The organism is Flavobacterium macrobrachii (assembly GCF_014486675.1).
In the GTDB taxonomy this organism is placed as follows: Bacteria; Bacteroidota; Bacteroidia; order Flavobacteriales; family Flavobacteriaceae; genus Flavobacterium; species Flavobacterium macrobrachii.
Genome location: NZ_JACTAC010000003.1, coordinates 31,296 through 53,644, shown reverse-complemented (window position 1 = coordinate 53,644; position 22,349 = coordinate 31,296). Strand labels below are relative to the sequence as shown.

Annotated in this window: 26 protein-coding genes; 19 read left to right on the top strand and 7 right to left on the bottom strand. The window is 31.4% G+C overall.

The genetic code is table 11. The features are described 5' to 3' along the window. Positions 1–24 precede the first annotated feature (24 nt). From IAI56_RS01585 to IAI56_RS01535, 11 genes are all read left to right on the top strand, one after another. The gene (locus IAI56_RS01585) at positions 25–705 is read left to right on the top strand and encodes a class I SAM-dependent methyltransferase (RefSeq protein ID WP_187656209.1); all 681 of its coding nucleotides are present in this window, start codon (positions 25–27) and stop codon (positions 703–705) included. Positions 706–708: 3 nt separating this feature from the next. Next, the gene (locus IAI56_RS01580; RefSeq protein WP_187656208.1) at positions 709–1,836 is read left to right on the top strand and encodes a methionine aminotransferase; all 1,128 of its coding nucleotides are present in this window, start codon (positions 709–711) and stop codon (positions 1,834–1,836) included. Positions 1,837–1,902: 66 nt separating this feature from the next. Beyond that, the gene (locus IAI56_RS01575; RefSeq protein WP_187656207.1) at positions 1,903–2,784 is read left to right on the top strand and encodes an SDR family oxidoreductase; all 882 of its coding nucleotides are present in this window, start codon (positions 1,903–1,905) and stop codon (positions 2,782–2,784) included. Positions 2,785–2,942: 158 nt separating this feature from the next. Then, complete coding sequence (locus tag IAI56_RS01570; RefSeq protein ID WP_187656206.1) at positions 2,943–3,707, top strand: ParA family protein; 765 nt, start codon at positions 2,943–2,945, stop codon at positions 3,705–3,707. A gap of 55 nt (positions 3,708–3,762) precedes the next feature. After that, the gene (locus IAI56_RS01565) at positions 3,763–4,662 is read left to right on the top strand and encodes a ParB/RepB/Spo0J family partition protein (protein ID WP_187656205.1); all 900 of its coding nucleotides are present in this window, start codon (positions 3,763–3,765) and stop codon (positions 4,660–4,662) included. After that, a complete protein-coding gene (locus IAI56_RS01560) occupies positions 4,662–5,228 on the top strand; it encodes a DUF5683 domain-containing protein (RefSeq protein ID WP_187656204.1) in 567 nt (188 codons plus the stop codon). The genes IAI56_RS01565 and IAI56_RS01560 overlap by 1 nt, the downstream gene beginning before the upstream one ends. 1 nt (position 5,229) lies before the next feature. Further along, positions 5,230–5,931, top strand: coding sequence for a 4-hydroxy-tetrahydrodipicolinate reductase (gene dapB / locus IAI56_RS01555; RefSeq protein ID WP_187656203.1), 702 nt, complete (start codon positions 5,230–5,232; stop codon positions 5,929–5,931). Between the two features lie 98 nt (positions 5,932–6,029). Further along, a complete protein-coding gene (gene lepB, locus IAI56_RS01550) occupies positions 6,030–7,772 on the top strand; it encodes a signal peptidase I (RefSeq protein WP_187656202.1) in 1,743 nt (580 codons plus the stop codon). Continuing rightward, entirely contained in the window at positions 7,765–8,385 is a 621-nt protein-coding gene (locus tag IAI56_RS01545) for a WbqC family protein (RefSeq protein ID WP_187656201.1), read from the top strand. Before lepB ends, IAI56_RS01545 begins: the two co-directional genes overlap by 8 nt. Positions 8,386–8,409: 24 nt before the next feature. Continuing rightward, entirely contained in the window at positions 8,410–8,715 is a 306-nt protein-coding gene (locus IAI56_RS01540; RefSeq protein ID WP_187656200.1) for a DUF6922 domain-containing protein, read from the top strand. A gap of 8 nt (positions 8,716–8,723) precedes the next feature. Next, positions 8,724–9,281 carry a nucleotidyl transferase AbiEii/AbiGii toxin family protein gene (locus IAI56_RS01535; protein ID WP_204158782.1) on the top strand — a complete coding sequence of 186 codons (558 nt, stop codon included), beginning with the start codon at positions 8,724–8,726 and terminating at the stop codon, positions 9,279–9,281. 1 nt (position 9,282) lies between these two features. Here the strand turns inward: IAI56_RS01535 and IAI56_RS01530 are convergent, their stop codons facing one another. The 4 genes from IAI56_RS01530 to mutL all read right to left on the bottom strand — a co-directional run bounded on the left by IAI56_RS01530 (position 9,283) and on the right by mutL (position 14,048). Further along, complete coding sequence (locus IAI56_RS01530) at positions 9,283–10,332, bottom strand: endonuclease/exonuclease/phosphatase family protein (protein WP_187656198.1); 1,050 nt, start codon at positions 10,330–10,332, stop codon at positions 9,283–9,285. A gap of 75 nt (positions 10,333–10,407) precedes the next feature. Further along, positions 10,408–11,271 (bottom strand): rhomboid family intramembrane serine protease, encoded by an 864-nt coding sequence (locus IAI56_RS01525; protein ID WP_187656197.1) that lies wholly within the window; start codon positions 11,269–11,271, stop codon positions 10,408–10,410. Positions 11,272–11,382: 111 nt separating this feature from the next. After that, positions 11,383–12,192: a rhomboid family intramembrane serine protease gene (locus IAI56_RS01520; RefSeq protein ID WP_187656253.1), complete on the bottom strand. Its 810-nt coding sequence runs from the start codon at positions 12,190–12,192 to the stop codon at positions 11,383–11,385. Further along, positions 12,192–14,048: a DNA mismatch repair endonuclease MutL gene (gene mutL, locus IAI56_RS01515; RefSeq protein ID WP_187656196.1), complete on the bottom strand. Its 1,857-nt coding sequence runs from the start codon at positions 14,046–14,048 to the stop codon at positions 12,192–12,194. Before mutL ends, IAI56_RS01520 begins: the two co-directional genes overlap by 1 nt. A 584-nt stretch (positions 14,049–14,632) precedes the next feature. On the opposite strand from mutL, the gene IAI56_RS01510 reads away from it, so the two are divergent. Beyond that, a complete protein-coding gene (locus IAI56_RS01510) occupies positions 14,633–15,001 on the top strand; it encodes a hypothetical protein (RefSeq protein WP_187656195.1) in 369 nt (122 codons plus the stop codon). A 70-nt stretch (positions 15,002–15,071) separates the two neighbouring features. On the opposite strand, the gene IAI56_RS01505 is transcribed toward IAI56_RS01510, so the two are convergent. After that, positions 15,072–15,434: a helix-turn-helix domain-containing protein gene (locus IAI56_RS01505; RefSeq protein WP_187656194.1), complete on the bottom strand. Its 363-nt coding sequence runs from the start codon at positions 15,432–15,434 to the stop codon at positions 15,072–15,074. A 199-nt stretch (positions 15,435–15,633) separates the two neighbouring features. Here IAI56_RS01505 and IAI56_RS01500 point away from each other — a divergent pair, with 199 nt between their 5' ends. The 3 genes from IAI56_RS01500 to IAI56_RS01490 are packed head-to-tail and all read left to right on the top strand — an operon-like array spanning position 15,634 to position 16,970. Continuing rightward, positions 15,634–16,080 (top strand): hypothetical protein, encoded by a 447-nt coding sequence (locus tag IAI56_RS01500; protein ID WP_187656193.1) that lies wholly within the window; start codon positions 15,634–15,636, stop codon positions 16,078–16,080. Between the two features lie 36 nt (positions 16,081–16,116). After that, entirely contained in the window at positions 16,117–16,530 is a 414-nt protein-coding gene (locus IAI56_RS16420; protein WP_187656192.1) for an RDD family protein, read from the top strand. 41 nt (positions 16,531–16,571) lie between these two features. Continuing rightward, positions 16,572–16,970, top strand: a complete 399-nt coding sequence (locus IAI56_RS01490; protein ID WP_187656191.1) for a hypothetical protein — start codon at positions 16,572–16,574, stop codon at positions 16,968–16,970. A gap of 43 nt (positions 16,971–17,013) precedes the next feature. Here the strand turns inward: IAI56_RS01490 and ribH are convergent, their stop codons facing one another. Continuing rightward, complete coding sequence (gene ribH, locus IAI56_RS01485) at positions 17,014–17,529, bottom strand: 6,7-dimethyl-8-ribityllumazine synthase (protein WP_187656190.1); 516 nt, start codon at positions 17,527–17,529, stop codon at positions 17,014–17,016. A gap of 112 nt (positions 17,530–17,641) precedes the next feature. Beyond that, positions 17,642–18,427 carry a tetratricopeptide repeat protein gene (locus IAI56_RS01480; RefSeq protein ID WP_187656189.1) on the bottom strand — a complete coding sequence of 262 codons (786 nt, stop codon included), beginning with the start codon at positions 18,425–18,427 and terminating at the stop codon, positions 17,642–17,644. Between the two features lie 154 nt (positions 18,428–18,581). Here IAI56_RS01480 and recF point away from each other — a divergent pair, with 154 nt between their 5' ends. The 4 genes from recF to murB all read left to right on the top strand — a co-directional run bounded on the left by recF (position 18,582) and on the right by murB (position 22,309). Next, positions 18,582–19,661: a DNA replication/repair protein RecF gene (gene recF, locus IAI56_RS01475; protein ID WP_187656188.1), complete on the top strand. Its 1,080-nt coding sequence runs from the start codon at positions 18,582–18,584 to the stop codon at positions 19,659–19,661. A 59-nt stretch (positions 19,662–19,720) separates the two neighbouring features. Further along, positions 19,721–20,422, top strand: a complete 702-nt coding sequence (locus IAI56_RS01470) for a thioredoxin domain-containing protein (RefSeq protein ID WP_187656187.1) — start codon at positions 19,721–19,723, stop codon at positions 20,420–20,422. An 88-nt stretch (positions 20,423–20,510) separates the two neighbouring features. Next, positions 20,511–21,185, top strand: a complete 675-nt coding sequence (locus IAI56_RS01465) for a DUF2461 domain-containing protein (RefSeq protein ID WP_187656186.1) — start codon at positions 20,511–20,513, stop codon at positions 21,183–21,185. Between the two features lie 110 nt (positions 21,186–21,295). Beyond that, positions 21,296–22,309, top strand: a complete 1,014-nt coding sequence (murB, locus tag IAI56_RS01460) for a UDP-N-acetylmuramate dehydrogenase (protein ID WP_187656185.1) — start codon at positions 21,296–21,298, stop codon at positions 22,307–22,309. The last annotated feature ends 40 nt before the right edge of the window (positions 22,310–22,349 follow it).

The window sequence follows — 22,349 nt, the reverse complement described above, 5'->3', positions numbered from 1 at the left end:
TTATTGTAAGAAAGTAAAAAGTTAATGATTGAAGAACTATTTGATGGTTCTTTTTATATTTACCGTATGAATCGTAACGAAATCACACTCGAAAACTGGAATAAACTCGCACAAGCCTACCAAAATAAATTTATGGAAATAGATTTGTACAACGATAGTTATGACCAATTTTGTGATGCGATTAAAAAAGACAATGCGAGTGTTTTGGAATTGGGTTGCGGTCCAGGGAATATCACAAAATATATTTTAGATAAAAAACCCAACTACTCTATTTTAGCGACAGATACCGCACCGAGCATGATTGTTTTAGGAAAAATAAACGTGCCCAACGCCCAATTTCAATTACTGGATGTTCGTGATATGAAGAACTTACATCGAACTTTTGATGCAATTATAGGCGGATTTGTTGTCCCTTATTTGAATACTGAAGAAGTTAAAAATTTCATTTTCGATAGCATTCAATTGCTTAATGACGATGGAATTTTGTATTTCAGTTGTATTGAAAAAGACACATCGTATTCTGAAAGTCAAACCAGTAGTGATGGGAAAATTACAATGGAAGTGAATTACCACGACAGAAGTTTGCTGATGCAAATTTTGGAAAAAAATCAATTCAATATTGTTTCTGTTTTTCATATTGACTATCCAAAACCAAATAGCACTAGCGATGTTCATTTGGTTATTATCGCTCAGAAAAAAAGTTAAAAAATGTCAAAACTACCACACATCACAACTAGCATTTTTACAGTAATGTCGCAAATGGCAAATGAGTACAAAGCGATTAATTTATCAAAAGGATTTCCAAATTTCCCGGTTGATGAACGACTTAAAAATTTTGTTGCAAAATGGGCAAAAGAAGAAGTACATCAATACTTGCCCATGGCTGGTTTTCCACCTTTGTTAGATAAAATTGCTTTACTTACACAAAAATCCTATAACCGAAAAGTTACTGCTTCAACTGATATTTTAGTAACAGCTGGTGCCACAGAAGGTATTTTTGCAACCATTCAAGCATTAGTAAATAAAGGTGAAGAAGTTCTAATTTTAGACCCAAGTTATGATTGTTATGAAACTCCAGTTTTGTTATGCAACGCAAAACCAATTCGAATTAATTTAAATGATGATTTCACACCAAATTGGGAAGTTATAGAACGTGCTATCAATTCAAATACTCGAATGATAATCATCAATAACCCAAACAATCCTACTGGAAAAACTTGGACAGAAAATGATTTTATTCAGCTGGAAAAAATAGCAGATTTACATCCCGATTTACTTATTCTTTCCGACGAAGTTTATGAATACATTACATTCGAAAACAAACATCTTTCGATAAATCAACGAATAAAATTAAGAGATAAAAGTGTGATTGTGTCGTCCTTTGGAAAATCATTTCACATTACTGGCTGGAAAATTGGCTACTTGATTGGACCCGAACATTTGATGAAAGAAATTAAAAAAGTACATCAATTTTTAGTGTTTAGCGTCAACAGTATAGCTCAATATGCAATCAATGATTATATGGATGTTGTTCAGGTTAAAGAATTGGGGCAATTTTACCAACAAAAAAGAGACTTTTTTCGCAACTTACTTCAACAAACAAAATTTGAACTATTGCCTTGCGAAGGTTCCTATTTTCAAATAGCATCGTATGCTTCTATTTCATCAGAAAATGATTTAGATTTTACAAAACGATTGGTACAAGAATTTGGCGTGGCTACTATTCCACTTTCACCTTTTTATGCCGATGGAAAACAAACTAACTGCATTCGATTTTGTTTTGCAAAAGATGAAAACACATTACAAACGGCTGTCGAACGATTATTGCAATTGTAAAATATAAAAATACTATGCATGCATAACAATTATTTTTATTACATTTGAAAAACAAATTAAACAACTATGGATTTTTCAGCAAAAATGCTTCGCGATGATGCGCTTAAAGGCAAAACAATTGTGGTAACTGGCGGCGGAAGCGGCTTGGGTAAAGCAATGACAAAATATTTTCTTGAATTGGGTGCAAATGTAGCAATAACTTCAAGAGATTTAGAAAAGCTAAAAACCACTGCTTCTGAATTAGAAAAAGAAACTAGCGGAAAATGTCTGCCAATACAATGCGATGTTCGCCATTATGACCAAGTTGAAGCTATGCTTGCCGAAGTCTTGAAAATATTTGGAAAGGTGGATGTTTTACTTAACAATGCAGCAGGAAATTTCATTTCTCCTACTGAAAGATTATCGGCAAATGCCTTTGATACTATTATTGATATTGTATTGAAAGGCTCAAAAAACTGTACGCTAGCTTTTGGAAAACATTGGATTGAAACTAAACAAACCAATTGTAATGTCTTGAATATTGTTACTACTTATGCTTGGACAGGTTCTGGATATGTCGTTCCGAGTGCCACTGCAAAAGCTGGAGTTTTAGCCATGACAAGAAGTCTAGCAGTTGAATGGGCAAAATACGGAATACGAATGAACGCCATTGCTCCTGGACCATTTCCAACAAAAGGTGCATGGGATAGATTATTACCTGGCGATTTGGCCGAAAAATTTGATATGGCAAAAAAAGTTCCATTACGAAGAGTTGGAGATCATCAGGAATTAGCCAATTTAGCAGCTTATTTAGTTTCTGATTTCTCTGCTTATGTTAACGGCGAAGTAATTACGATTGATGGTGGTGAATGGCTTCAAGGTGCAGGACAGTTCAATATTTTGGAAAAAATTCCGCAAGAAATGTGGGACATGCTCGAAGCAATGATTAAAAATAAAGGAAGTAAATAAATAGTTTTCGAGTTGAAAGTTTTGAGTTGAACGTTACTAATCTCGAAACTTTCAACCCGAAACCTTATAAATCAAAACTTTACCAGATTGTTAACAAAATACAGTTGACAAACCCATAAATAATTGTATTTTTACCGCTCAAAATCTACTAAGAACAAATGGGTAAAATCATTGCAATTGCTAATCAAAAAGGTGGTGTTGGAAAGACAACTACTACGGTCAATCTCGCTGCATCACTAGGTGTTTTAGAAAAAAAAGTGTTATTAATTGATGCTGATCCGCAGGCAAATGCCAGTTCAGGATTAGGAATTGATGTAGAAAGTGTTGAAATTGGAACGTACCAAATTCTAGAACATAGCAATACACCACAAGAAGCAACTATCGCTAGTTCAGCACCAAACGTTTCGGTTATTCCTGCACATATTGATTTGGTTGCTATCGAAATTGAATTGGTTGATAAAGACAAACGAGAATACATGCTTAAACAAGCTTTGGAAAAAGTAAAAGATGAGTATGATTACATCTTGATTGATTGTGCACCATCATTAGGATTACTGACTTTGAATGCATTGACAGCTGCCGATAGTGTAATTATTCCAATCCAATGTGAGTATTTTGCCTTAGAAGGTTTAGGAAAATTACTGAATACCATTAAAAGTGTTCAAAAAATCCACAATGCTGAATTAGACATCGAAGGTTTATTATTAACGATGTATGATTCACGTTTGCGTTTATCAAATCAAGTAGTTGAAGAAGTTCAAAAACACTTTAACGACATGGTTTTCAAAACGATAATTCAACGAAATGTAAAACTAAGCGAAGCTCCATCATTTGGCGAAAGCATCATCAACTTTGACGCAACAAGCAAAGGTGCAAGCAACTACCTTAGTTTGGCTCAAGAAATCATAAAAAAAAATAATTAAATCTATAGCTAAAAAAACTGTTTTAGCTTCTTAGATTTTTCAGATACAAATTTATATGGCAAAAGCTGTCAAAAAACAAGCATTAGGAAGAGGTTTATCCGCATTATTAAAAGATCCAGAAAACGATATTAAATCGGTTAATGATAAAAATGCAGATAAAGTAGTTGGAAATATCATCGAACTTGACATTGATTCTATTGAAATAAATCCGTTTCAACCTAGAACCAATTTCAACGAAGAAGCCATTCAAGAATTAGCGAGTTCGATTAAAGAACTTGGTTTAATTCAACCTATTACGGTTAGAAAATTGGATTTCAACAAATACCAATTGATTTCGGGTGAAAGACGTTTGCGTGCTTCCAAAGTGGTTGGTTTGACTACCATTCCAGCTTACATCCGAATTGCAAACGACAACGAATCGCTGGTTATGGCATTGGTGGAAAACATTCAACGTCATGATTTAGATCCAATTGAGATTGCTTTGTCATACCAACGTTTGATTGATGAAATTCAATTGACACAAGAACAAATGAGCGAACGTGTTGGAAAAAAACGCTCGACTATTGCTAACTATTTGAGATTATTAAAATTAGATCCAATTATTCAAACTGGAATTCGCGATGGTTTTATTTCAATGGGACATGGACGAGCGATTATCAACATTGAAGATCAAGACGTTCAAACCGATATTTATCAAAAAATTGTAAGCGAAAATCTTTCGGTTCGAGAAACAGAAGCATTGGTAAAAATTTATCAAGATGGTTTAAAACCTGCTCCAGCAAAGCCTAAAAAAACAACCAATTTTACTATAGCTGACGAACAGAAAAAAGCTTTTACTGAGTTTTTTGGAAGCAAAATTGAAGTTAAAGTAGCTGGAAATGGCAAAGGAAAAATTACTATTCCATTTCATTCTGAAGAAGATTTTAACCGAATTATCAAGCTAATTAACAAATAGTGAAACACATTGGTTACATATTTTTATTAGGATTTCTTTTTGGAACAAGTATTTGCTATTCTCAACAAACTAGCGATTTATTAATTGCAAAAGACACTACACAATTAAAACTTACTCCAATTGATCCGTTACGACCAACAAAAGCAGCTTTTGCTTCGGCTATTTTGCCAGGTTTAGGTCAAGCTTACAACAAAAGATATTGGAAAATTCCAATTGTTTATGGTGCGCTTGGAACCAGCATGTACTTCTATTTAGACAATAATAAAAAATACCACAGCGTTCGTGATGCCTACAAACGACGATTAGCTGGATTTAATGATGACGAATACCAAAATATTTATGATAATGACCGATTAATTCAAGCGCAACGATTTTATCAACGAAATCGAGATTTATCATTGCTTGTAACCATAGGTTTTTATGTTTTAAATATTGTCGATGCAAATGTTGATGCCCATTTGATGCAATTTAATGTCAACGATAATCTTTCGTTTGCGCCAGATGTTTATCAAACTGATTTTAACGCTAAACCTAATATTGGTTTGACTTTTAATTATAAATTCTAAAATGAAAATAGCACTTCTTGGATACGGAAAAATGGGTAAAGTAATCGAAAGAATTGCTTTAGAACGTGGTCACGAGATTGTATTAAAAAAAAGCAGCACAACAACTTTTGATGGACTTGAAAATGCCGATGTTGCTATAGATTTCAGTCTTCCATCGGTTGCTGTAGAAAATATTTCAACCTGTATCAATAACGGAATTCCTGTAATATCTGGTACAACAGGTTGGCTTGAAAATTACCACGAAATGGTACAACTTTGTGAAGCAAAAAATGCCGCTTTTCTTTATGCTTCCAATTTTAGTTTGGGCGTAAATTTATTTTTCGAATTGAATGATTATTTAGCAAAAATGATGTCAAAATTCAAAGAATACAACGTTTCGATGGAAGAAATTCATCATACACAAAAACTTGACAAACCCAGCGGAACAGCTATTTCACTGGCAAACGCAATCATTAATCATACTGACAAAAACAATTGGGCAATTGAAAATCCAAAAGCTGACGATGTTTTTATTGATGTACAACGAGTTGAAAATGTTCCCGGAACTCACAGCGTTTTATATACTTCCGAAGTTGATTTTATCGAAATAAAACACGTTGCTCACAATCGTGAAGGTTTTGCATTGGGTTCAGTCGTTGCTGCTGAATGGATTATTGGCAAAAAAGGTATTTTTTCGATGAAAGATGTCCTTGAACTAAAATAAAAAGAATAGACAAAACTTATAAATTGTAACAAAGATTGTAAACAAAGTACTTATCTAAAGTTTATATCTTAAATCTAATATTTAAAATCTAATATACTATGTCAACATATCAATGGTTAGTGTTTATCCTAATTATCCAACTAATTCACGGATTGGGAACTTGGAAATTATATCAAAAAGCCGGAAGAAAATCGTGGGAAGCATTTGTTCCAGTTTATAATTCAATCGTTTTGATGAAAATCATTAACCGACCAAGTTGGTGGACATTTTTATTGTTTATTCCGGTAATCAACATAGTCATGTTTCCAGTGGTTTGGGTTGAAACATTGAGAAGTTTTGGCAAAAACACTACACTTGATACTTTTTTAGGCATTTTTACCCTTGGATTTTATATTTACTTTGTGAACTATACTCAAAATGTAACACACATTGCCGATAGAAGTTTAGTAGCACCAACTAAAACTGGCGATACCGTTAGTTCCTTATTATTTGCCATTATCGTAGCTACTTTGGTTCATACTTATGTAATGCAACCGTTTACCATTCCATCATCTTCGTTAGAAAAATCATTGTTAATAGGCGATTTTCTTTTTGTGAGTAAATTTCATTATGGTCCAAGAACACCAATGACAACGGTTGCAGCGCCAATGGTCCACGACACTATTCCTTTTGTTAAAGTAAAATCATATTTATATGATGATAACAATCCAGAATCGTGGAAAAACAAACTACAACTTCCCTATTTTAGATTTCCAGGTTTTCAAGAAATTAAAAATAATGACATCGTGGTTTTCAACTGGCCAAGAGATACATTATTTCACATGTATTTGCCAGCCGATAGACGTTACAGCAAACCAATTGACAAAAAAACAAACTATGTAAAACGTTGCGTTGGAATTCCAGGCGATAGTTTACAAATTAAAAACGGTGATGTTTACATCAATGGAAAACAATTGATTTTGCCAGAAAGAGCAAAACCTCAGTATTGTTATGATTTAAAATTTAAATCAACAATTGATGCAGAGTTAATGCAACAATATGATATCAATGAATATAATAGAGTTTTCAGTATTGACCGAAGTCTTTGGGAAAATAATCTTGTAAAAGACTATTTAATAAAAGAAAAAGCTAAAGTTGTTGAATTATCAAAAGATTCAACATCAGCTACAATTATTGGTGCTATCGATCAAGAAATTTATGAGAAACTAAAACTACGTTTATCTGAAAATTTTATACAAGCAAACTTAACAGCTGAAAAAGCTGAAATGCTAAAGAAAGACTCACGTATTGAACAAGTTTCTAAATACATAAAAACAAATACTGAAGATGGTATTTATCCTGATTTAACAGACGGAATTCCATCAAAAATCAACAATTGGAATAGTGATAATTTTGGTCCAATATATATTCCAAAAGCAGGACAAACAGTTGATTTAAACCTAAAATCACTTCCATATTACAAAATTATCATTACTGAATATGAAGGAAACAAATTAAAAGTTGTTGGTAATGATATTTATGTAAATGATAAAATTGCGACAAAATATACTTTTGCTCAAAATTATTATTGGATGATGGGAGACAATCGAAATAACTCATTGGACGCGCGTTATTTTGGATATACTCCAGAAAATCACATCGTTGGAAAACCCGTTTTCATTTGGTTGAGTTGGGATAGTAATGGTAAAGGTTTGAACAAAATCCGTTGGGATAGAATGTTTACTACCGTTAATGGCGAAGGTCAACCTGAATCCTATTTCAAGTATTTCTTAGTTTTACTAGGATTGTACTTTGTAGGCGAATATTTCTGGAAAAAAAGAAAAGCTAAAGCCAATGAATAACATTCTTATTCATCCGAGTTATTTTCCATCGATTAGTCATTTTGTAGCCATTTCACAATGTGATTTGGTTACATTTGAAATGGATGATAATTTCCAAAAACAAACCAATCGAAACCGAATGTACATTTATAGTCCAAATGGCATTCAGTTATTAAATATTCCGGTAAAACATTCGAAAACAGCACATCAAAAAACCAAAGAAATCAAAATAGAAAATGATTTCGATTGGCAAAAACAGCATTTCAAATCGCTTGAAGCTGCTTATAGAAGTTCGCCTTTCTTTGAATATTTTGAAGATGATATTGCTTCCATTTTTCAAAAAAAACACACCTTTTTGATGGATTTAAACTTAGAAACGATGGCTATTGTTTCTAAATGTTTAGGACTGGAATTTGATTACAATGAAACTACCGAATATTTCCACGAAGTAAAAGACAAAACCGATTTTCGTCCTTTAATCAACGGTAAAAAAGATACTGCTGTTTTTGAACCTTACACACAAGTTTTTGAAGAAAAGCATGGTTATCTCAACAATTTAAGCATTTTGGATTTACTTTTTAACGAAGGTAGATATGCTTCGGATTATTTGAAAAAGCAAGACATAATTCTTTAACATTAATTCAATATCTTTGTTTTAATGAAATCTCAATATACCATAGAAGATTTATCGTCACACCTATTTTGGGATGTAGATAAGAATGCAATTGATTTTGAAAATTCGAAGGAACAAATAATTTCTAAAGTTCTTGAACTTGGAATGCTAAAGGATTGGGATATTGTTAAACAAGTTTATGGTTTAGAAACAATCAAAAACACTGCACTTCAACTTAGAAGTATTGATGATGTTACTCTTGCCTTTTTATCCAATCTTTTTGAAATTGATAAAACAAATTTCAGATGTTACAAACTCAAACAATCCAACCCAAACTCCTGGAATTATTAACCAAAATAATGTCTTCTGAAGTTTTCAGAGGTTTTAATTTAGTTGGAGGAACATCTTTAGCTTTGCAAATTGGACATCGATTTTCAATTGACATTGATATGTTTGGAAATTGTGAAGTTGATGAATACGAGTTTATTGAAGAACTTTCGAAATTTGGTAAACCAACAATTTTGAAGAAAAGTAAAAATATCATTATAGTATCAATTGACGGAATAAAAGTTGATTTTGTAAACTATAAATATCCATTATTAGAAGATATTAAAACTATAGAAAACATAAGATTAGTATCTGATAAAGATATTGCTGCGATGAAGCTAAACGCAATTGCTGGTCGTGGAAGCCGAAAGGATTTTATTGATTTGTACTTCCTTTTAAAAAAATATAGTTTAAACGAAATGCTCGATTTTTACAAACAAAAATATATTGACGGTTCAGAATTTATGGTTATAAAAAGTTTAAATTACTTTGAAGATGCTGACAGTGAAGAAATGCCAATTATGTTTGAAAAAATAAGTTGGAATGAAATAAAAATTGAAATTAGCCGACTTGCTAAAAATCTAATTTAATTTATTCCACAAACGAAAGTCGCGCCATTATTGGAAAATGATCTGAATTTTCAAATTCTGGAAAGTATTTAAAACTCTTTACTTTCATTCGTTTATCGGCAAAAATATAGTCAATTCGAGCAGGATAATATTTGAAGTTATACGTTTGTCCAAAACCTTTTCCAGCTTCTTCAAAACTATCGTTTAGATTTCCTTTTATACTTCTATAAACGTATGAAAATGCGCTGTTATTCATGTCACCAGCTATAATTATTGGATAATGACATTCTTTTTTATGATTAACCAATAGTTCTGCTTGTTGTTCTTGTTTTTTGAAAGCATCGCGAATTCGTCCAAAAACCTGCTGTGATTTTTTTTGATTAATCGTTTCTACATTTTCAGAAATTTCATTAACATCGGGAGAAATCTTAATCGATTGTAAATGAATATTATAAACTCGAATAGTATCTTTCCCTTTTTTTATATCAGCAAAAGTAATGTTGTTTCCAACATCTTTTATTTGAAGATTTCCCTGATTAATTATTGGAAACTTAGAAAAAATTGCTTGTCCTGTTTTGATTTTTTTACCTTCCATAAAAACCGCTTTGTGCTTATAAACGCGTAAATCTACATGTGCATTTTCTGAATATTCTTGAATACAAAGTATATCTGGATTATTTTCATTGATAAAAGTCAAAATATTGTTCCCAATAGCATCATCGTTTATCCACTCAAACAGATTAAACAAACGAACATTGTAACTCATTACAGTGAAATCTTTTTCTTCTTTTGCTACTTCATTGGAAGAAAATTTATAGAATTTATTGATAAATGTAATTCCTAAGAGAAGAATTATTCCTGAAAGTATTAGTTGTCGTTTTAATTGAAGTAACCAATAAATAAAAAACAACGCATTTAGAATTAAAAACAAAGGTAAAATCAGCGTTAAAACGGATAGTAACGGAAAAGCTTTTGGTGCTAAAAACGGTAAAACATATGCCAAAATGGTCAATACTATCAAGATAATATTGAAGCCATAAACGAATTTGTTGAACCAAGATAATTTTTTCAAAAAAATTCTATTTTAAATTTTAGCAAATGCTTTCTTATTTTCAGGATTAAAAGTAAAAAAAAGTATGTAATATTTTTACTTTCCGGCTTTAAAAAGAAATTCTTTTTCTTCGGCAGTTAAACTATCATAACCCGACTGACTAATTTTATCCAAAATTTCGTCAATTTGTTGTTGTGTTTTATCTTTTATAACAATTTTACTTGGCCTATTTTCAACTATTTTTTTTGGGTTTACGTGAACTTTTTTAAATGGAATTTTTTCTTTTTTTTTGAAAAAATTGGTAAAAAAATCAGTTGTTCTAGACACAATTTCACTCAAATCGGTACCGTTTTGTAATAACTTGATATAGATAAATCCAAAAAATGCACCACTTAAATGCGCAATATGTCCGCCAGTATTACTCATTTGGATTTGCAATAAATCCAATAGCAAAATAACCGCTGTGATGTGCCAAAGTTTTAAATTTCCTATCAATAAAAGTCTAATATTCATCAATGGTTGATAAGTAGTTGTAGCGACTAATATTGCCATAATTGCTCCAGAAGCACCAACCAATAACGTTGAATTTCCCAACAAATAAAAACTCAAAACAAATGCTATTCCAGCAAAAATGGCACTGAGAAAATACAATCCTAAATATTGCTTTTGAGTAAAAAAAGTAAGAAATAATCGGCTGGAAAAATGCAAAATCATCATATTAAAAAACAAATGCCAAAATCCTTGATGAAAAAAAGCATAAGTCAACAACGTCCAAGGTTTATATAAAAAAACCATTGGTTCTGAAGAAACCGCCAACCAATCAGGATAATCAAAAAATCCCAATTTGAATTGAAAAAACAAAGGAACTGACAATAAAAAAATTCCAACATTCCAATAAATCATTTTATTAGCAATGCCGCCAATTTTGTACTGTAATTTTATATCGTCTATAATATTCATATTCTTTTTCTTATCCACGAAGTTCGCGAAGTTTTACACCAAGTTCACTAAGGTATTTACAAAAATAGTGTGCTTTGTTCCTTCTTTGTGAACTTTGTGGTTTAATAATATCTAATCCCATCTATTTTTATTAAACGAATTTTTCTTCCAATACCACATCATTATAAAACCAGTCAATGCACCGCCAATATGAGCAAAATGGGCAACCCCAGTTCCGCCACTTCCAAAAATAGAACTTCCTTTGAAACCTAAGAATAAATCAATAGCCAAAATTCCGGGAACAAAATATTTTGCTTTTATTGGTACTGGAATAAACAATAAAGCCAATTCAGCATTTGGAAACATAAACGCAAAAGCTGTCAATAATCCATAAATTGCGCCAGAAGCACCAAGTGAAGGTGTTTGAAATTCTTGTACTGCTGTAATTAATAAATCAAATTGCTCTTGCGAACATTTTGCGTTTTCCAAAATCGTTTTCACATTTCCTGCCATCATTTGACCATCTGAACCAAAAATAGCTCTATAATCTGCATTCAAAAGTATTTTTAAATCACTGTCTGAAAGATTTAATCCAGAAAGACTATCTAAAATTGAATGTATTTGAAAATAACTTACTCCAAGATGCAATAAAGCTGCGCCAAGTCCACAAGAAATGTAAAAAAAGATAAACTTTTTTGCTCCCCAAAAATGCTCCAAAGCTGAACCAAAAGAAACCAAAGCAAACATATTGAACGCAATATGCATCAAATTTGGCATTGGCGCATGCATAAACATACTCGTCAATGGTTGCCAAAATCTGAAATTATCATTTTCTGGATAATACAATGAAAACAACGGATAAGCTGTTGCAACAAAATATGATCCAATATAAAATATAATATTAATTATCAGTAACTGCTTAACAGTTTCGGTCATTCGCATCATATACTAAATTTTTTATCTAAATCTTCCACACTCATCGTTATGAAAGTAGGTTTTTGAAATGGAGAAACATTCGGTTCTTTGCATGCAAATAAATTGTGAACCAAATTTTCTTGTTCTTTTTCGGTTAAATACGTTCCGGTTCTAACGGCCAAACTTTTTGCCATCGATTTGGCAATAGTATCGTTTTGCGAAAAACTATCGGTTACAATTCCGTTTTGTAAATCGGTTAGCAAATCGTCTAAAACTATCGAAGCTTTGCTTTCCGTAATCGTTATTGGTAAACCCGAAATCACTATTGAACTTTCGGCAAAAGCATCAAAAATAAATCCTAAATTTTCTAGAGAAAGCTGTAATTCTCGAACCAATTCTATTTCGTTCGGTGAAAAAAACAACTCCAACGGAAACAATAATCGTTGGCTCGATGCTTGCTGCACTGTCATGTTAATCAAAAACTCTTCATACAACACTCGTTCGTGTGCTCGTTTTTGATTGATAATTACCATTCCCGACTTTATCGGAGAAACAATGTATTTTTTGTGAATTTGATACGTTCGTTTCACTTCTTGCTCTACCTCATTTTCTTCAAAAAGCGATGAAGTAACAGCATCATCTTCAAAAGTTATTTCTGAAATCTCTTGCGTACTTTGTTTTAAACCAACATATAAACTTTCCCAACTGGGTTGTACTTCTGTTTTTCTATAACTCGAAGTTGAAGAAGAACTTGTTGTTTTAACAGACTTTTCATTGGCAAAAGGATTAAAATTACTATCAACTTGAATAGTTGGATATTCAGCCTCTCTATTTTGATATTGATAGGGCGTATCTAAGTTTGGATCTCTGTCAAAATCCAAAACAGGTGCTACATTAAACTGACCTAAACCATGTTTTACAGCAGAACGTAAAATAGCATATAATGCTTGTTCGTCATCAAACTTAATTTCAGTTTTTGTTGGGTGAATATTGATATCAATAGTATGTGGTGGAACTTCAAGATACAAAAAATAACTCGGTTGTGCTCCATCTTTCAAAAGACCTTCATAAGCCGCCATAATAGCATGATGTAAATAACCACTTTTAATAAAACGGTCATTCACAAAGAAGAATTGTTCACTTCTGTTTTTCTTTGCAAATTCGGGTTTACCTACAAAACCATGAAGATTTACAATTTCCGTTTCTTCTTTAACCGGAACGAGTTTTTCATTGGTTTTTCCCGAAAATATATTTACAATTCGTTGTCGATAATTCGAAATTGGTAAATTAAACATTTCACTTCCATTATGATACATCGTGAAATGAATATTGGGATGTGCCATCGCAACACGTTGAAATTCATCCACGATATGGCGTTGTTCTACCGTTTCCGATTTTAGAAAATTTCGCCTTGCCGGAATATTAAAAAAAAGATTTTTTACCGCAAACGAAGTTCCTTTGGGTAAAACGGCTGGTTCTTGCGAAACAAATTTGCTTCCTTCAACCACGATATGAATTCCTAATTCTTCCTGATCTTGCTTGGTTTTCATTTCTACATGAGCAATCGCCGCAATGGAAGCCAATGCTTCGCCACGAAAACCTTTTGTATGCAATGAAAATAAATCTTCTGCCTGACGAATTTTGGAAGTAGCATGTCGCTCAAAACACAAACGCGAATCGGTAACACTCATTCCAACGCCATTATCAATCACCTGAATTAACGATTTTCCAGCATCTTTTAGTATCAATTTGATGTCGGTTGCTTTAGCATCAACAGCATTTTCGAGTAATTCTTTTACTACCGAAGCTGGTCTTTGTACCACTTCTCCGGCGGCAATTTGATTGGCTACATGATCAGGAAGTAATTGAATTATGCTCGACATTTTCTAGTTTTCAGTGTTCAGAAATAAGTGTTAAGTTTTTGTAAAACCAAAGTGAGCAAATTTAAGCAAAAAGTATCGTGATTTTTAGTTAATCCAATGCTAAAAAATAAAAAAACCTATTCGTTATTTTAAAATTATTAAAGAGAAGAACATTAGTTAATTAATTAAAGCATTAATTTAATAAATAGCTAAACTTTATAGTTATCAAGTACAAATTTATAATTAAATATTACATATTGATTAATAAATATGTAATACTGATAAACAAATTTGTAAGATTGATTTATCAATACATAACATTAATACATTAATAATATATCTATAAAATATAATAGCAAATAATTATTTATCAATGTAGAAACCTCATATTAAAATTATACAACTTAGCATACAAATTTGTACTATTTATTTATAAATTTAAATGATTTACTTAAAAAAAATCATTCATGCTTAATAGAAAACAATTATTTAACACAAAAAGCTAATTATTTGTTTACAAAGTGTTAAAATAAACTTTTACAATCTCAATCTTTACTAAATTAGTACTAATTTATTACAATATTTATTAACTAAATTTAAACATTATGCCAGCAAGAACATCAGGGCGCATTATTATTCCTAACAATCCAGAAGAATTATTAGTATTGGCTCAAAAAGTGTATGACAAACATCTAGCCGATGGTGCAGCATCACCACTAAATGCAATGCAAGATTTTAATTGGGCAGACGATGGTCCAAAAATTGCACCATGTAAAACTAATCATCAAAAAGCAGAAGAAGCAGCAAAAAAAGCGGAACAGCATTATCGTGAACGCGATAAAGATTTACCTGCTATAAAAGCGATTGTTCAAAATAGTGCAGCACTTTTAAAAAGTATTAATGCCAAAAATCCAAAAGTTTTGGGAGATTATGGTTTTATTGTAGACGACACAAAGAGAACCAAAAAGCCATGATGATTATTTGAATTGTTTTATAAAAAAATAGACCGTTAATTAAAAAGTTAACGGTCTATTTTTTTTATATTTATTGTTGGGCTGAATTGAATTTATCAATAATAAAATCCATTTTTTTATTAATATCATCAAAAAAATGGTTAGGAGCTTTGATGGTTATTTCAAAAGCATTTATAGAGTTACCTTTATTATTTGAATTATTAACAATGTTTATAACTCTTGGTTCTGTTTCAACTATTTCCTCTTTGTCAACACCTAGCGCTCTAGCAAAACGTTCCCATTCTTCATCAGTAATTGCAACTTTACCTGTTTCTCTTCTGCTATATTGAGATTGATCCATAGCTACTCGTTCAGCAAACTCACTTTGCTTGTATCCTCTTTGAATTCTTACATTCTTTAATCGTTCTTTTGGTATAAAAGTCATTTTAGCCATAACAATGAAATTAAATTTTTTTTTTAAAGTTAAAAAAATATTTAATATGCTAACATATATGCTTAAAAACTTACATATATGCATAAAAATTCACATTGGTAATGCAAAAATCTTGTGTCAATTTTACAACATCAAAATATATATCGCGAAAAAATTTTGTATAAAGAAAAAATGTATAATTTAAAAAAACACAAAAAAAATGAAAAGATTAGTTTTTGGCTTAATTGCCTTTATTGCATTAACAAATACAGTTAATTCACAAACAACTGAAAGTAGAGGATCTCGTGCCGTATGGCCTTACGGTTGCAGAGTCTGGACAATAGGCATCAATATTGGGGTATTTAGTGCTACATCAGAAGTTACATTATGCTGTGTACCTACAAATTGGAGAATTCCTTCTATCTCATGCACAGAAGTGACTTCAAAATCATCAAATAGCAACAGTTCTGTTTACCAATATGTTATGATTGACGAAATTGAAAAAAATATTAATAAAAAAATTGAAACAGATAAAATAGAAGTTTCCAATGAAAAATTAATTGAGACAGAAGATGGAAGTTACAATTTAGTCAAAGACATCTACTCGATTGAACTTAATGATAGAAAAGAGAGATTTATTAAGTTGAAATTTGAAAAAATTAACTAATATTGCATAATCCAGTATTTAAACATATAAAAAAATATGAAATCATTATTATTAAAAGAAAGATTTTTAGCAATGACCATTGATTTTTTATTCATATCTATCTTAACAATTTTTATTTTAAGTTTCTTTGAATTTAAATTTTTTGAAATTTTTGATACTTCGTTCATTGGTAGAAAATGGACACTGAATTATAATGTCAATTTTATTGTAATGATTTTGTATTTTTTCTTATGTGATTTTTTATCTAAGGGAATTTCATTAGGTAAGAAGATAATGAATTTAGAAATTGAAAAGAAATCAAGTAACTATATTTTACAATACAGATTGTGTAGGACATTGTTGAAATGCTTTTTTTTATTCAGTATTCTTTTACCTATAACTTTAATCTATTTTTTTGTAAAGAATGAAGTTTTTTACGATAAAATACTAAATACAAATGTAGTTAAGTAATTTTTATTGATTTAACTCAATAAATTAAAGAACATTTCAAAATGAAAGTAAAAGCTTTTATTTTACTATCATTATTTCCCTTATTAACTTATTCCCAATCCGATCTTCAAACCGCTATCAAAGGTGGCGAACTTTTGCTCTCTGGTTTGAGCATTTTTAAAGTAGCCAAATCAGGTGCAAAAACGGATAGTAAAATAATTGAAAGCGTTTGTGTCAAAAACAAATTGGTTGACAAAATCACTTTTAGAATAATAGGAAAAAATGAGGAAGGCGACGAGATTAAAAAAGAACTCGTTGTCCAAAAAGACGGTAAAGAATGCTTATTTGAATTATCAAAAGGCATTTACACATATGAAGTTGTATTACCAAATAAAGAAATTTATAAAAAAGGAGAATACAAATTCAATGAAGATGTTGTCATCACTATCAAAGATGACTAAAGCAAAAAGGTGTTAGAAAATTTCTAACACCTTTTTTATTTGATTAAAATCCAATTTTATTTTTAGCAAAAGCTTTTCGTCTTAATTCAGCCATTTTTATTGCGGCAATGGCAGCTTCTACACCTTTATTTCCGTGCTTTCCTCCACTTCTATCAATGGATTGTTGCTCATTATTATCTGTCAAAACACAAAATATTACCGGAACATCTGATTGTATATTCAAATCTTTTATTCCTTGCGTTACGCCTTCGCACACAAACTCAAAATGCATCGTTTCGCCTTTTATAACCGAACCAATCGTTATCACAGCGTCTAATTTTTCAACTTTTTCAAGCATCAATTTGGCACCATAAATTAGTTCAAAACTTCCAGGAACATTCCAACGAATAATGTTTTCTGGCGAAACACCACAATCCAGCAAAGCACTTTCTGCTCCTTTGAAAAGTCCGTTGGTTATTTTATCATTCCATTCAGAAACTACAATTCCAAAACGGAAATCCTTTGCATTTGGTAATTGGTTTTTGTCGTATTCGGATAAATTTTTATTTTCGGTAGCCATTTTTTGTTACAGGTTTCAGGTTACAAATTTAACTGTTCCATTTTAATTCAAAAAAAAGCGAATTAAAAATTGATAACAATTCTTAATTCGCTTTTTTAAATTCGTAATTAGATTACTGAGCTAATCCAATAAAAGCATCTACAGCTTGTCCTTCTGGAGTATTGTCGTAAACGTCTTTAATTTCTGTGAAATACTTTAATGCATCTGCTTTGTTTCCTAATGCTAACGCTGTTTTTCCAGCTTTCATTAAAAATCTTGGCGTTGTAAATTCATTTTTAGCTGCCTGAGAAGCTTTTACATAAAAATCTAATGCTTCTTTTGGTTGATTTTTTTGAGAATACGCATCACCAATTGCACCAATAGCTAAAGTGCTCAACGTTTCATTTTCCGATTTGAATTTCTCCAAACTTGAAATTGCTTCGTTGTATTTTCCTAAATTCAAATAAGAAATACCAGCATAATAGTTCGCTAATTTTCCAGCATCAGTTCCAGAATATTCTTCAGCGATTTTAATTACACCGAATTTCCCTTCTGAACCGTTTAAAACTAAATTGAATAATGAATCTGCTTTTACATCACCATCAATAGCTTTTTGGAAATTTTGTTGCGCCACAAAAAGTTCGTCAGCTGCATCAACTTGATTTGGTTCTGCTACAAATTTTTGGTATAATAAGTATCCAACTGTTAAAAGTGCAATTCCACCTAAAACTCCTAATATATATTTTTGATTTTTTGCAACGAAATCTTCCGTTTTTGAAGCCGTTTCGTCCAATGCGTCAAATGCTTTTGCAGTTGCACTGTCTTTTTCATCAACGTTTACGTCTTCAATAAAAGTATTGTCTAATTTTTCTTCTTTTTCTTTCGGTGCTTTGTAACCTCTTTTGTTAAAAGTTGCCATCTATTTTTAATTTAGTGTGCGCAAAAATAAAATTTTTATTCATATTTAAAAGCGATTTTTGTCGATATTTTTCAATAATTTGCACTGCTTTAATACAAGCACTTCAAAAAAAACGCTTTTTTTTGTCTCTTTATAGCAATAGCAAGCCATTACAATGTTTTTAAAAAAGATTTCATTATTCAATTATAAAAATTTTTCGGAAGCCACTTTTGAATTTGATACCAAAATCAACTGTTTCGTTGGCAAAAACGGCATTGGAAAAACCAATATTCTTGATGCAATTTATCATTTGGCAAACGGAAAAAGCTATTTTAATCCGCTTGCTGTTCAAAATATAAAGCATAACGAAGAGTTTTTTGTGGTTGATGGCGAATTTGAAAAAAACGACCGCAACGAGCAAATTGTTTGCAGTTTAAAAAAAGGACAAAAAAAAATCCTGAAACGCAACGGCAAACTCTATGAAAAATTCTCTGATCATATTGGTTTCATTCCGCTAGTGATTATTTCGCCAGCCGATAGAGATTTGATTACTGAAGGAAGCGAAACTCGCAGAAAGTTTATCGATAGCGTGATTTCGCAATTGGATAATCAGTATTTACAACAACTAATTCAGTATCAAAAAACGGTGGCGCAACGCAATGCTTTACTGAAATATTTTGCTTTAAATCATGTTTTTGAAAAAGATACTTTGGTCATTTATAACGAACAATTAAATGAGTTAGGACAATCAATTTTTGAGAAACGAAAAGATTTTTTAGAGAAATTCATTCCGATTTTCAACAACTATTATAAGGAAATTAGCAATGGTTCCGAAACGGTTCAATTGGTATATCAAAGTGATTTGTCTGAAAAAAATACGCTAGCACTTTTGGAAGAAAATCTGAGCAAAGATCGAGCGTTGCAATACACATCGGTTGGTGTTCACAAAGACGATTTATCATTTGAAATTGATAATCATCCGATTAAGAAATTTGGTTCACAAGGTCAGCAAAAGTCATTTCTTATTGCATTGAAATTGGCACAATTTGATTTTGTCAAAAAACAAAGCGGCGAAAAACCTATTCTTCTTTTTGATGATATTTTTGACAAATTGGACGAGTTTCGGGTTTCCAAAATCGTTTCGATGGTTAACAACGACGAATTTGGACAACTTTTTATTTCGGATACGCATGCAGAACGAACAGAAAATATTGTAAAATCGACACATCAATCTTATAAAATAGTAAGTTTGTAACATTTGTTATAGAACTCATTTTTTTATCATTTTATTTTTGCTTCAAAACATTATATTATATGAAACTAAAAATCACAATTTTATTCTTTGTAACAACATTTTTAACCAGTTGTCAAGGTCAAAATTCGAAAGCTGTTGTTCAAAATTTGGATGTAAAAAACTATGCTGAAAGATTAGACAAAACCGAAAATCCGCAATTAATCGACGTTCGAACGCCACAAGAATTTGCTTCAGAAAAAATAAACGATGCTAAAAACATCAATTGGAACGGAACCGATTTTGTTGCTCAAGTTGAAAAATTAGACAAATCAAAACCTGTTTTTGTGTATTGCAAAGTTGGTGGAAGAAGTGCTCAAGCTGCCGATAAATTGGCCGAATTGGGTTTCAAAGAAATCTACAATCTCGATGGTGGAATTATGAAATGGAATGCTTCTGGAATGGCAAAACCTTCGTCAGACAAGTTAGTTGGAATGTCGCCAGATGAATATCAAAAACTAATTAATTCTGACAAAAAAGTCGTGATTAATTTTGGTGCCGAATGGTGTGCGCCGTGTAAAAAAATGAAACCTTATATCAGTCGTTTACAAGAAGATTTGAAAGACAAAGTAAAAATTGTACGGCTAGATGCTGATGAAAACAAATCATTGATTAATCACATGAAAATTGACGGATTGCCAGTCATTATTATTTATGAAAACGGAAAAGAAACTTGGAGAAATACTGGTTTTCTTTCCGAAGAAGATTTGAGAAAACAACTGTAAAAAAAAGTTGGAAGTTTGAAGATGGAAGTTTGAAGTAATTCTCTAAACTCATAACGTTTTAAACTACTAAACTTATAAACTTAAAAAAATGATTACAAAAGAAGCGCTTCAGTTTTTAGCCGATTTAATTGCAAATAACAACACCGAATGGATGCATGCCAACAAAAAAAGGTATGAAAACTACAAAAAAGATTATCATGCTTTTATCGCTTCGTTATTGGACGAAATGAAAAAATTGGATCCAACATTAGAACCATTAGAAGTAAAAAACTGTACGTTTCGCATCAATCGTGACATTCGTTTTAGCAAAGATAAATCGCCATACAAAACCAATATGGGTGCATGGTTTACTCAAAATAAATTCCAAAAAAATAGTCCGGGTTATTACGTTCATTTTGAAAAAGGAAATTCATTTATTGCCGGCGGAGTTTGGTGTCCTGAACCCAATCAGTTGAAACAAATCCGAAAAGAAATCGAGTTTTTTCATGACGATTTGGATGCTATTGTTTCGGATAAAAATTTCAAATCAACTTTTGGCGATTTGGACAGAGACGAAAATAATGTTCTGAAAAAAGCACCAAAAGATTTTGATCCAAATCATCCTGCAATTGAGTTTTTAAAACTGAAAAGCTACACTGTTTCTCAAAAAATTGACGACAAAATTTTCACCGATAAAGATTTTAGTAAAATAATTTCTGAAAAATTAATTCTGATGAAACCAATGAATGATTTTTTGAGACGAGCACTCGAAACAGAAGAATAACAAACAATTCCAAAAATCAATCTCAATCTCAAAAATCAAATTCAATAACTAATTTTTCATTGTGAACTTTGCGAAAAACTTTGCGAACTTTGCGGTTAAATTTCAAAAAAATGCAAATTCAAACTAATTTCTCTTTAAAAAACTACAACACTTTTGGAATTGAAACCAAAGCAAAGCAATTTGTTGCCGTTCATAATTTAGCCGAATTACAAGCTATTTTGAAAAATCATTCCTCAGAAAAAAAATTCATTCTTGGCGGCGGAAGTAACATGCTGTTGACACAGGACATTGATGCTTTGGTTATTCATATTGATTTGAAAGGAAAAAAAATCATCAAAGAAAACGACGATTTTGTTTGGGTTGAAAGTCAAGCTGGCGAAGTTTGGCACGAGTTTGTGCTTTGGACGATTGATCAAAACTTCGGCGGATTAGAAAATATGTCACTAATTCCAGGAAATGTTGGCACAACTCCAGTACAAAATATTGGTGCTTATGGAGCCGAAATCAAAGATAGTTTTGTGAGTTGTGATACAATGAACATTGAAACGCAAGAAGTAAAAACGTTTACTAAAGACGAATGTAAATTTGGTTACCGAGAAAGTATTTTCAAACAAGAAGTCAAAGATAAATACATCATCACTTCGGTTGTTTTTAAGCTAAAAAAACACAGTCACATTATCAATATCGATTATGGCGACATCAAAGCCGAATTAGCCAAGAATAACGTTACTAATCCAACGATAAAAGACGTTTCCAATGCTGTGATTGCCATTAGAAACACAAAATTACCCAATCCAAAAGAACTTGGAAACAGCGGAAGTTTCTTTAAAAACCCAGTGATTTCAAAAGAACTATTCGAAAAAGTCCAAGCCAAATTTCCTGAGGTAAAACATTTTGAAGTTTCGCCAACAGAAGTAAAAGTTCCAGCTGGTTGGTTAATCGAAAATGCCGGTTTAAAAGGTTACCGAAACGGCGATGCTGGAGTTCATAAAAATCAAGCATTGGTTTTAGTAAACTACGGAAATGCAACTGGTCAAGATATTTTAAACTTATCAAAATATGTCCAAAAAACCATTTTTGATAAATATGGAATTGAAATTGAAGCAGAGGTTAATGTGATTTAATATTAGATTTTAAATTTAAGATTTTTAAATATCGTAATTC

Bases quoted from the DNA above. Each gene is read 5' to 3' on its own strand.
- IAI56_RS01585 (WP_187656209.1), top strand. From the start codon at position 25: ATGATTGAAGAACTATTTGATGGTTCTTTTTATATTTACCGTATGAAT.
- IAI56_RS01580 (WP_187656208.1), top strand. From the start codon at position 709: ATGTCAAAACTACCACACATCACAACTAGCATTTTTACAGTAATGTCG.
- IAI56_RS01575 (WP_187656207.1), top strand. From the start codon at position 1,903: ATGGATTTTTCAGCAAAAATGCTTCGCGATGATGCGCTTAAAGGCAAA.
- IAI56_RS01570 (WP_187656206.1), top strand. From the start codon at position 2,943: ATGGGTAAAATCATTGCAATTGCTAATCAAAAAGGTGGTGTTGGAAAG.
- IAI56_RS01565 (WP_187656205.1), top strand. From the start codon at position 3,763: ATGGCAAAAGCTGTCAAAAAACAAGCATTAGGAAGAGGTTTATCCGCA.
- dapB (WP_187656203.1), top strand. From the start codon at position 5,230: ATGAAAATAGCACTTCTTGGATACGGAAAAATGGGTAAAGTAATCGAA.
- lepB (WP_187656202.1), top strand. From the start codon at position 6,030: ATGTCAACATATCAATGGTTAGTGTTTATCCTAATTATCCAACTAATT.
- IAI56_RS01545 (WP_187656201.1), top strand. From the start codon at position 7,765: ATGAATAACATTCTTATTCATCCGAGTTATTTTCCATCGATTAGTCAT.
- IAI56_RS01540 (WP_187656200.1), top strand. From the start codon at position 8,410: ATGAAATCTCAATATACCATAGAAGATTTATCGTCACACCTATTTTGG.
- IAI56_RS01535 (WP_204158782.1), top strand. From the start codon at position 8,724: ATGTCTTCTGAAGTTTTCAGAGGTTTTAATTTAGTTGGAGGAACATCT.
- IAI56_RS01525 (WP_187656197.1), bottom strand. From the start codon at position 11,271: ATGAATATTATAGACGATATAAAATTACAGTACAAAATTGGCGGCATT.
- IAI56_RS01520 (WP_187656253.1), bottom strand. From the start codon at position 12,192: ATGCGAATGACCGAAACTGTTAAGCAGTTACTGATAATTAATATTATA.
- mutL (WP_187656196.1), bottom strand. From the start codon at position 14,048: ATGTCGAGCATAATTCAATTACTTCCTGATCATGTAGCCAATCAAATT.
- IAI56_RS01510 (WP_187656195.1), top strand. From the start codon at position 14,633: ATGCCAGCAAGAACATCAGGGCGCATTATTATTCCTAACAATCCAGAA.
- IAI56_RS01505 (WP_187656194.1), bottom strand. From the start codon at position 15,434: ATGGCTAAAATGACTTTTATACCAAAAGAACGATTAAAGAATGTAAGA.
- IAI56_RS01500 (WP_187656193.1), top strand. From the start codon at position 15,634: ATGAAAAGATTAGTTTTTGGCTTAATTGCCTTTATTGCATTAACAAAT.
- IAI56_RS16420 (WP_187656192.1), top strand. From the start codon at position 16,117: ATGAAATCATTATTATTAAAAGAAAGATTTTTAGCAATGACCATTGAT.
- IAI56_RS01490 (WP_187656191.1), top strand. From the start codon at position 16,572: ATGAAAGTAAAAGCTTTTATTTTACTATCATTATTTCCCTTATTAACT.
- ribH (WP_187656190.1), bottom strand. From the start codon at position 17,529: ATGGCTACCGAAAATAAAAATTTATCCGAATACGACAAAAACCAATTA.
- IAI56_RS01480 (WP_187656189.1), bottom strand. From the start codon at position 18,427: ATGGCAACTTTTAACAAAAGAGGTTACAAAGCACCGAAAGAAAAAGAA.
- recF (WP_187656188.1), top strand. From the start codon at position 18,582: ATGTTTTTAAAAAAGATTTCATTATTCAATTATAAAAATTTTTCGGAA.
- IAI56_RS01470 (WP_187656187.1), top strand. From the start codon at position 19,721: ATGAAACTAAAAATCACAATTTTATTCTTTGTAACAACATTTTTAACC.
- IAI56_RS01465 (WP_187656186.1), top strand. From the start codon at position 20,511: ATGATTACAAAAGAAGCGCTTCAGTTTTTAGCCGATTTAATTGCAAAT.
- murB (WP_187656185.1), top strand. From the start codon at position 21,296: ATGCAAATTCAAACTAATTTCTCTTTAAAAAACTACAACACTTTTGGA.